Genomic DNA, 8,391 nt, shown 5'->3' with positions numbered 1-8,391 from the left:
GCCACCACCCGAGCTGCACCAGCAGCATCACCACCAGCGCGTTCCCCGTGCCCAGCCCGGGCGACACTGTCAGGAAGAGCGTGCAGGGCGTCCTTCGCCGCTTTGTGCGGGGTCAGTCCCGTCGAGCGTTCCTCGGGGCGTCGGCAGTACCGTCGCCTCAACCGTGGTGGCGACCGGCAGGCCAATGCCGCGCTGCATCGCATCGTGTTCACCCGTCTGCGGGTCGACCCGCGCATTCAGAACTATTACGAGCGCCGGATCAAGGAGGGCAAGACCCGTCGCGAAATCGTCCGTTGCCTCAAGCGCTATGCGGCCCGGGAGGTCTTCCACCTGGTCAGACAGTTACAGTCAGGACCCTGCTCATAGGGGCTGTCGTGACTGGGCGAGTTTGCAGCCTGCTTCAGGGCGCCTTGGTGGGGGCGCCGCCCGCCACGCGCTCGGCGCGGACTTGGCGGAGCATGCGCAGTACTTCGTCGAGGACGCTGTCCGGCTTGTCTGTCTCCAGGACGAGTGCCGCTTTTCCATGCCGCGGCGGACCAGGCGATGGACTACGCTGCCCGGGCCCACCTTGAAGAGATCGCTCAGCGCTTCCGCCGGCGCCCGCCCCGGCCCGCGGCCCCTCCGCCGGCCGCCACCGCGCCCGCAGTCGCGGATTCCGTCTGCGGACCGGGCCGGCCCGCCGAGACCGCCAGCAAGGGCTACCCACCCACTGCAGCGCTGTCGCAGGGCAGCCCGACCAACTGCCGCCCGGTACCGCTCGCACAACCGTTCTAGCAGAGCATCAGCCGGGTCCGCCCAGCACGATCTTCCACACTCGGGTCGCCACCTGGAGGTTGAGCCGGTCCTCGACGTTCGCGAGGTCGTTGCCGCTGATGTCGCGGATGCGCTGGAGCCGATAGCGCAGCGTGCTGCGGTGGATCACGAGGGATTCGGCGGTCTCGTCGTAGTTGCCGCCGCAGTCGAAGTACCGGGACAGGGTCTCCACCATGGCCGTGTGGTGCCGGGAGTCGTAGTCGATGAGCTGCCCGAGCCACTCGTGAACGAACGTCTCCAGTTCCCGGTAATCGTTGCCAGGTCCCAGGATGCGGTAGAGGCCCAGCTCGTCGAAGAACGTCGTGCCGTAGCGCTCGCGGGAGTGGCAGCGCACTTCCAGGGCGCGCTGCGCCTCCTGGTAGCGGTGGGGGATGTCGTCCGGGGAGTCGCAAGGGGCGCTCACCCCGATCGTCCCGGATCGTGTCCCGGTCTCCAGGGCGAGCGCCTCGTACAGTGCGCGGGCGTGCGGCCTGTCGTCGGCGACCAGGACCACGTGGTCGGAACGTCGGGTCAGCAGCGAGCGCATGCCCACGGCAGAGGCCGCCCGGCCCACGGTCTGCGCGAAGGAATCGTCCGCGGTCCGGTTCGACCACTGCACCACGACGATGTAGTGGCTGCGGTGCAGGTCGTGTCCGACTGCCTCGGACCGGGCGTAGGCGCTCGCCTCGTCCGTCCCTGCCAGGAGGTCGTCGACCAGCTCGCGGTGCAGCCTCAGCTCCACTTCGGCCAGATGACGCAGGTGCGCCAGCTCCAGGGCGAGCGACGTGGCGGCGTGTTCCAGCGCGAACAGGGTGTGCTCGTCGGCCTCGTCCCGGGCATCGACCAGGGCCAGCACGCCCAGGATCTCGCCGTGCGGGGTCGCACTGATCTCACTGCCCGCCCTCGGCTCCCGGCGTCTGCGGCGCCGGGTGCGGCAGGCGGTGGTCGGCGTCGTCAGGCAACAGGCCGCGCAGGACGAAGAGCCGCTGGCCCGTCGTCGGCGTCGGGCACCCGGGGAGGACGAGGTCTCGCGTGGGTGGGCTTCGTGGACGCGCTCGATGCGCAGGGTCTGTGATTCGTGGATCGCGTGGGTGGTGTCGTTGGACCAGGTGCGTTCCCTGTCAAGTTCAGCGTGTTGAAGGCCGACCTTCACCGAACTCGCCCTGCGGTGGGAGACGGACGGCCGTCTCGTACCGGGCCGGCCGGATGAGGAGTGGGCGATCCTTGCCGGCCGTCATCCCTGGCCTGGTCGCTGACCGCGCGGTGCGGGCGCCGCGCTCCTGGGCTGCCGCCGGCCCGGCAGCCCGTCACGTCCACACCCGCCCCGCCCCCACCGTCTCCCAGCGTGCGGGGCAGCACGAAGCCTTGGTCCCGGGCGGACCCGGGCTTCGATCGACGGCCAGGAAGGGGGAACGGGTATCTGCGGCCCCGGCGCCCGCGGCACGAGTCCCGTGGGGTCGTTGCAACCCGTGTACGCGTCACCGTGACCAACGCGCCCGCGACGGACGGACACGGCGCGCTCAGGCGGCAGGGTTGAGTTCGGCGCGGGCGAACAGCAGCGCGAACCCGGAAGGGAGCTGGTGCAGGATGCGCGTGAGGAGGTCGGGGCCGGCCAGGGCGGCGACGGCGGCGAAGACGGCTCCGGTGTCCCAGCGGGTGGTGGCCAGGGAGGCTTCGGCGCGGGCGGCGAGGTCCTTGACGAAGGGCCAGCCGGTCAGGGGCTGGGTGTCGGGGATCTGAGCGGCGAGGAGGCGTGTGGCTTCGAAGGGGAGACGGGCGGCGAGCTCGACGCGCTCGTCGCCCGTCAGCTGGCGCCCCAGTCCCGCGACGACCAGACGGATGGCCTCCTCGGCCCGCTCGCGGGTGGGGTAGGCGCCTTCGTAGCGGACCTTCTCCAGCATCTGCTCGTACGACATCGCGGGCACAGGCTGCAGCGGGACGCGCGGGTCGGAGAACACTTGCTGTGGTTGCCTTTCTGTCGCCGGGATGGTGGTCACTGGGTGAGTGGGTGGATGATCAGGCGGGCTGGGGGCGTCCGAAGAGGAGGTCGTAGCCCGCGGGGAGCTGGAGCAGGATCTGCCCCAGCAGGTCGTCACCGGCCGCATCGGCGGCGGTGGAGAGGACGGCGCTGACGTCCCAGGCCGCGGTCTGCTCGGTAGCCCCCTCGATCCAGGCCGCCGTCGCCCGAACGAACCGCTCCGGTGGCAGCGGCTCGGCGCTCTGCAGCGGGTTGAGGAGGATCAGGGCGAAGTCTTCCGGCAGGCGCGCCGCGAGCTGGGCGCGCACCTCGCCGACCAGGTGCGCCCCCAGCAGGGCGAGCACCACACGGGCCGCGTGTTCTGCTTCCTGCAGGCTGTCGTACTCACCGCGTTCCTTCACCCGGTCGAGGAACGCCTCGCGTCGCAGGGTCACCGCCGCCACCTTCTTCGGTCGATGGGGTGCGGAGGACGGGAGAGGGGGGAGATCAGTGACCCGTCCTCCGCCGCTGTTCGGCCCTTGTCGCCCTTGGGTCAGCCGGAGATCTCCCTGCGGCCGGATCCGCCGCCGATGGCGATCTTGCGGGGCTTGGCACGTTCGGCGATCGGGATCCGCAGGGTGAGCACGCCGGCGTCGTAGTCCGCCTCGATGTGCTCGGGGTCCAGCGTGTCGGCCAGCACGATCTGGCGGGAGAAGACACCCAGCGGCCGCTCCGACAGTTCCATCTGCACGTCGTCGGCCTTCGCCACGGGCCGGCGCTCGGCCTTGACGGTCAGCATGTTCCGCTCGACGTCGATGTCGATCGCGTCCGCGCTGACGCCGGGGATGTCGAAGGCCACCACGTACCGGTCGCCCTCGCGGTAGGCGTCCATCGGCATCGGGGACGGCCGTGACCAGGTGCCCGGGCTCATCAGCTGCTGAGCCAGCCGGTCCAGCTCACGGAAGGGGTCGGTGCGCATCAACATCGTGAAAACACCTCCAGCAGGTTCGGGCAGTTGCTGCCAATGCGCTTCACTGAAACCGTTGTAACATGTCATCCAATGGATGACAAACACGGTGTCGTCCAGTCGATGACAAGCCCGAGGGAGGTGCCCGTGACAGCAGCCGACCAGCCGGCCCCGTCCAGCGCCGACGGCCGAAGCCCGGCCTCGTTCCTCGCCGCCGCGGCGGCCCTGCACGCCATAGACGACGCCCTGCACGCCGCCCGGCAGGAGACCTCCGACACCCCCGCCGCCAGCCCCGGCGCGGAGCGGGCCCTGGCCTCCCTGCTGCTGCTGCGGCAGGTCCGCGAGCAGCTCGCCGGATGGGAGACCGGCCTGATCGAAACGGCCCGGCACGCGGGAGCCAGCTGGGCCGACCTCGCACATCCCCTCGGCGTCGCCAGCCGCCAGGCCGCCGAACGCCGCTACCTGCGCAACCGGCCCGGCCCCGCCGGAACCACCGGCGAACAACGCGTCCAGGCCACCCGCGAACGCCGCGCCGCCGACCGCACCCAAGCCGAATGGGCCCGCCGCAACGCCGCCGACCTGCGCCGCATCGCCGGCCAGATCACCGCCCTCACCGACCTCCCCGCCGCCGCCCGCCACCCGCTCGACCAACTCCACGCGGCCCTCGCCCACAACGACCCCGCCGACCTCATCCACCCCCTCAACGCCACCCGCCCCCACCTGACCACCACCCACCCCGACCTCGCCGCCCGACTCGACATCCTCACAGGTCCCGCCACGGCCCCGCCCCCACCCGACTGAGCGCACCCGCGTCGGAGCAGGCGACCGTTCCGGCATCGGGTATCCCGCGTACTTCCTGGTCCTGGCACGATGATCCTCATGCAGCCGCTGCCCACACCGTGTCCGTCCGGCCTGGTCCCGGACGCCACCGACGTCGACGCCTTCAACGCCGCCTACCGGCGGGCCAAGCAGCAGCACCAGGTGTTCGTCGCCGTCGAGGAGCAGGGCCGGCGGTGGACGGTGAAGGCCGACACACTCACCGCGGGACCGGACCACTCCATCGTCGACAGCACGTACGACGCGATCCGCGCGGCCGTCTTCCGTCTCATCCGCTCCCGCCAGATCCGCGCCGACTCCTCGGCCGACCCGGTCTACTTCGTGCTGTACGACGTGGAGAGCGGGTCAGTCTTGGGCGGGAGCTGAGTGAAGCCTGAACAAGAACAACGCGGTCGCCGTGCACATGGCGATTGTTGGACCGTGGCCAAGAGCGGTCGGTGTGTCGGCGTCTCGCGGGTCGAACCCAAGGCAGCGTCCGGGTGGTAGCGCCTGCACGACGGCATGCGTCCGGCGTCTGTGGAGTAGGGGAGGGCGGCTATCGCGGCCTCCTCTTCAGGAGGTAGATCAGCCTGCCGTTACAGCTTGAAGCGCCCGGGTCGGGTTGCCGGGGGGCCGCCACGCGCTTGAACTGGTGGAGGAGTGCACTGCGCAGACCGGGGGGTGGATGAACCCGGGGACGAGAGCGGGAGGTGTTTTCGATGCCCGACCGCGACGTGCTCATGATGATCGCTGAGGACGGGCGGGTGATCGAGTGGCAGCGTCTTGCAGAGGAGTGGTTCGGATGGTCCGCAGAGGAAGCCGTAGGCCAGTCCGTCGTCGCGCTGATGCGTGAGATCGGCGCTGGAGACCGAGGGCGTCGAGGCAGCCTCTCTGATGGGGCCCCGGTGCTGGTCAGGCCGGTGCTGCACGGCACTTCCGTTGTTTGGCAGGTACGCGCTGCAGCGGACGCCGTTTCACAGCAGGACGTGGCGGTCTTGAAGGCTATGTTCACCCAGTCCCCGGTGGGAATGTACGTCCTGGACAACCAACTGCGCGTGGTCCGCATGAACACCGGCACCCGTTGGCTGCGCGACACGCCAGTGGCAGACCTGCTCGGCAAGCGGTTCACCGAGGCGTTCGAACTCGAAGACCCTGAGGAAGAGCTCGCGGTGGCTCACAGGGTCATGGAGAGCGGAGTGCCGGTACTGAACCGGCTCGTCCGGGCCGGCGAAGCGCCTGGCCTGCATAGACGCCGCATCTACTCCGTCTCCTTCGCCCGCTTGGAGGGCGGCCGTGGGGACGTGCTCGGTCTGGTGGCGTCAGCGGTTGACGTTACCGAGCGTGAGAACGCGCTGAAACGCCTGGCCCTCCTGGGCACGGTCCGCGCACGGGTGGGGCGGCGGCTGGACGTGCTGGCTGTGTGCCGAGAACTGGTGGACGCAGTAGTGCCTGCCTTCACCGGCATCGCCGTCGTCGAAGTCATCGAAGACGTCGTCCGCGGCGAGGACCCTCCACTGGTCCCCGTCGACCAGGACGTTCCCCTACGCCGAACAGCCTTCCGGGGACGGATCTCGGCATACCGGGTGGGAGACGTGCGCCCGCTGCCATCCGGCACCCCCTACTCGCACGTACTTTCCGACCTCCGCCCACGGCTCGTCCCGATCGACGCTGACAGCGCGTGGCTCGCCGCCGACCCAGCCCGAGCGGACTCCATCAGGCGGTCCGATGTCCACTCTCTGATCGTGGCACCGCTGGCGTTGCGTGGTCATGCTCTGGGGGTAGTCAGCTTCTACCGCCACCAGCACGAAGATCCCTTCGAGGAGGAGGACCTCCAGCTTGCGTCCGACGTGTGCGCGCACGCGGCTCTCTGCATCGACAACGCCCGTCGGTACACCCGTGAGCGGACCATCGCAGCGACTCTCCAGCGCAGGCTTCTGCCCCAGCGCCCAGCCACGCCAAGCTCTGTGGAGGTCTGCCAACTGCACTTTCCAGGGCCGGAGGGTGGCGGCGTATGGTTCGACGCGATCGCGTTGCCCGGCGCACGGACCGCGCTGGTCGTCGGCGACGTCGCTGGGCGAGGTGTCGCCGCGGCGGTCACGATGGGGCTACTTCGGACGGCGCTCCACTCAATTGCCGCGCTGGACCTGAGGCCCGACGAGCTACTGGCCCGGTTGAGCGACACCGCGATCCGTCTCGCAGCTGAACGTGCCGCGTTGCCGCCCGGGGATCCCCTGCACCGTGAGTCGCTCACTGCCAGCTGCGCCATCGCGATCTACGACCCGGTCACTCTCACGTGCGCCCTCGCCCGTGCCGGTCTCCCGGAGCCAGTGGCCGTCTTCCCCGACGGCACTTCGTCCACCTTGGCCGTGCCTCCAGGCCCCCTGCTCGCCGGAACGGGCAACGCCCCGTTTCCCGCGACCACGGTCAGCCTCCCCGAAGGCACCACCCTGGCCATGGCCACCGCGGCACTCGCAGACGAGGTCCTGGCAGGGCCACTGCGCCCGCTCCTGGACCGCGGCAGCAAGCGGAGTCTGCCCGAGCTGCGCGACGACATCACGCATGCGCTCACACACGGCCACCGGACCGACGAGAGACTGATGCTGCTCGCGCGTACGAAAGCGCTGCCCCCAGTGCTGGCCCTCTCCCTGCCGCCGGGTCCCGAGGCCGCCCCGATCGCCCGTGCGGCAGCCCGGTGCCAACTTGATGCCTGGGGCGTGGACGAGGAGATTGCGTTCACCAATGAGCTCATCGTCAGCGAACTCGTCGGCAACGCGGTCCGCTACGGCGCTCCGCCCCTGCAGCTACGCCTGATCCTTGACGAGATGCTGACCAGCGAGGTCAGCGACGCCTCGAACAGCGCTCCACACGTGAAACACGCCCGCACCATTGATGAGACAGGCCGAGGACTGTTCATCGTCGCCACCCTCGCGGACCAGTGGGGTACCCGCTACTGGGACAAGGGAAAGACCGTCTGGGCAGAGCAGTCAACAGGGAGGACGCCCGAGGAGTCACTGTCCTGAAAGGACCTGAGCTGCCAACCCAGCGCGGCTTTGGTATGACCGCAAGGGTTTTCGAATCGCCGACATCTGCCTTGCGCTCAACAACCCGACGAGGTCCTCGTCGTTCAACCAGGACCGCCAAATGTTGACCGGCGGAGCAGCGAATCAGTCGAGTGCAGCTGTCGCGGCGCGGAGTTCGTCGAGTGCGTTGCGTGTGAGTTCGGTGAACGTCTGCTGGTTGGTCGGATCGGCCCACTGGTCCAAGGCGCGGATGCCGAGTTCGGCGGCAAGGCTCGCTGTCGGTTCCTGTACGGCGCGCTTGTGGAGTGCGTCTGACATGACGTCGGCGAGACCGGCGCGCTTGAAGGCGGCGTGCTCCTGCAGTTCGCTGTTGCCGACGATGACCGGGCGGAGCCTGGCGCTGAACTCGCGGCGGTCGTCCGTGAAGGTGGCCATGATCGCGTCGAGGGCCGCACCGGCCGCCTCGAGTGGCGTGGCCGGGCTGGGTGACCCGACGCGAAATCGTCCGTTGCCTCAAGCGCTATGCGGCCCGGGAGGTCTTCCACCTGGTCAAACAGCTACAGCCAGGACCCCGCTCATAGGGGCTGTGTGTGATAGCGGCTGATACGGCGGAGCCCCTCGGGAACCATCCGGAGCACCTTGCCTAGCCAGAGGCGCCGCGGTTCGGACAGGAGGGCGCCGAGCGGGGCCTGCTCGGCGCAGTACACCGGCGGACCTCCTCACGGCCGGCGGCGAGATCCGAGACTCCAGGCCGATGCCCCGGGCCCCGGGGACGGTGAGGGCGTGGCTCCAGCCGCCGGGGCCGGCGAACAGGTCGAGGATGATCCGCCTCACGAGGC

Annotated in this window: 7 protein-coding genes and 2 pseudogenes; 4 read left to right on the top strand and 5 right to left on the bottom strand. The window is 69.8% G+C overall.

Annotated elements, in window-relative coordinates; genetic code table 11:
* Positions 1 to 87 precede the first annotated feature (87 nt).
* Positions 88 to 366 (top strand): annotated as a pseudogene (locus ACX28W_RS43360) (transposase); the annotation flags it as partial.
* A gap of 415 nt (positions 367 to 781) precedes the next feature.
* Here ACX28W_RS43360 and ACX28W_RS43355 read toward each other — a convergent pair.
* From ACX28W_RS43355 to ACX28W_RS43340, 4 genes and pseudogenes are all read right to left on the bottom strand, one after another.
* Positions 782 to 1,669: pseudogene (locus ACX28W_RS43355) on the bottom strand (PucR family transcriptional regulator); the annotation flags it as partial.
* A gap of 643 nt (positions 1,670 to 2,312) precedes the next feature.
* Positions 2,313 to 2,750 carry a DUF2267 domain-containing protein gene (locus ACX28W_RS43350; RefSeq protein WP_459005599.1) on the bottom strand — a complete coding sequence of 146 codons (438 nt, stop codon included), beginning with the start codon at positions 2,748 to 2,750 and terminating at the stop codon, positions 2,313 to 2,315.
* Between the two features lie 58 nt (positions 2,751 to 2,808).
* Positions 2,809 to 3,204: a DUF2267 domain-containing protein gene (locus ACX28W_RS43345; RefSeq protein WP_459005598.1), complete on the bottom strand. Its 396-nt coding sequence runs from the start codon at positions 3,202 to 3,204 to the stop codon at positions 2,809 to 2,811.
* Between the two features lie 98 nt (positions 3,205 to 3,302).
* The gene (locus ACX28W_RS43340) at positions 3,303 to 3,734 is read right to left on the bottom strand and encodes an Hsp20/alpha crystallin family protein (RefSeq protein WP_459005597.1); all 432 of its coding nucleotides are present in this window, start codon (positions 3,732 to 3,734) and stop codon (positions 3,303 to 3,305) included.
* A gap of 129 nt (positions 3,735 to 3,863) precedes the next feature.
* Here ACX28W_RS43340 and ACX28W_RS43335 point away from each other — a divergent pair, with 129 nt between their 5' ends.
* The 3 genes from ACX28W_RS43335 (at position 3,864) to ACX28W_RS43325 (ending at position 7,552) form a co-directional block, all read left to right on the top strand.
* Positions 3,864 to 4,517, top strand: a complete 654-nt coding sequence (locus tag ACX28W_RS43335; protein ID WP_459005596.1) for a type III effector protein — start codon at positions 3,864 to 3,866, stop codon at positions 4,515 to 4,517.
* Between the two features lie 78 nt (positions 4,518 to 4,595).
* Positions 4,596 to 4,919 carry a hypothetical protein gene (locus ACX28W_RS43330; protein WP_459005595.1) on the top strand — a complete coding sequence of 108 codons (324 nt, stop codon included), beginning with the start codon at positions 4,596 to 4,598 and terminating at the stop codon, positions 4,917 to 4,919.
* 332 nt (positions 4,920 to 5,251) lie between these two features.
* A complete protein-coding gene (locus ACX28W_RS43325; protein ID WP_459005594.1) occupies positions 5,252 to 7,552 on the top strand; it encodes a SpoIIE family protein phosphatase in 2,301 nt (766 codons plus the stop codon).
* A gap of 144 nt (positions 7,553 to 7,696) precedes the next feature.
* Here the strand turns inward: ACX28W_RS43325 and ACX28W_RS43320 are convergent, their stop codons facing one another.
* Positions 7,697 to 7,987: a hypothetical protein gene (locus ACX28W_RS43320; RefSeq protein WP_459005593.1), complete on the bottom strand. Its 291-nt coding sequence runs from the start codon at positions 7,985 to 7,987 to the stop codon at positions 7,697 to 7,699.
* Positions 7,988 to 8,391: the final 404 nt, after the last annotated feature.

The sequence above is a fragment of the Streptomyces sp. SD15 genome, assembly GCF_054462255.1.
Note: the sequence above shows the minus strand (reverse complement) of the source record. Positions and strands in the feature narration are given on the sequence as shown.